The sequence below is a fragment of the Pseudoalteromonas sp. genome (assembly GCF_036960685.1).
GTDB lineage: Bacteria > Pseudomonadota > Gammaproteobacteria > Enterobacterales > Alteromonadaceae > Pseudoalteromonas.
Map to the genome: position 1 here is coordinate 1 of NZ_JBALXK010000077.1, position 562 is coordinate 562.

The following is a 562-nucleotide window of genomic DNA, read 5'->3' on the forward strand; positions in this document are numbered from 1 at the left end:
GTTGTTGCTTAATCATCTCTTTGGGTAGCATGGGGCCTGCTTCCATAGAGGTATGCATTTCGTCGCCAGTGCGGTCTAAGAAGCCAGTATTAATAAATACTAAGCGGTTTTTCACGGCACGAATACATTCTTTTAAATTGGCAGTGGTACGGCGTTCTTCATCCATTACACCAATTTTCATGGTGTAACGTGGTAGATGCAATACATCTTCTACACGATTAAATAGTTGGTTACTAAAAGCGACTTCTTCTGGGCCATGCATTTTAGGTTTAACAATGTAAATACTTTTGGTTCTGCTGTTATGCAAGCGGCAATCATCTTTAAAGTCGTGCATTGCGCACAAGGTTGTAAAGAGTGCATCAATAAAACCTTCTGGTACTTCGTTGCCTGACGCATCTAAGATGGCATTGCTAGTCATCAGGTGGCCAACATTACGAATCAATAATAGACTGCGTCCATGTAGACTAAGTGTACCACCAGCTTTTAAAGTGTATTGACGATCCGGTTTTAGGGAACGTGTTAAGGTCTTATTACCCTTAGTAAAGGTTTCGGATAAATCACC

The 562-nt window shown here is 41.1% G+C and carries 1 pseudogene; it reads right to left on the reverse strand.

The annotated features are described in order from the left end of the window. Positions 1 to 562 (reverse strand): annotated as a pseudogene (locus tag V7783_RS21130) (malate synthase G); the annotation flags it as partial.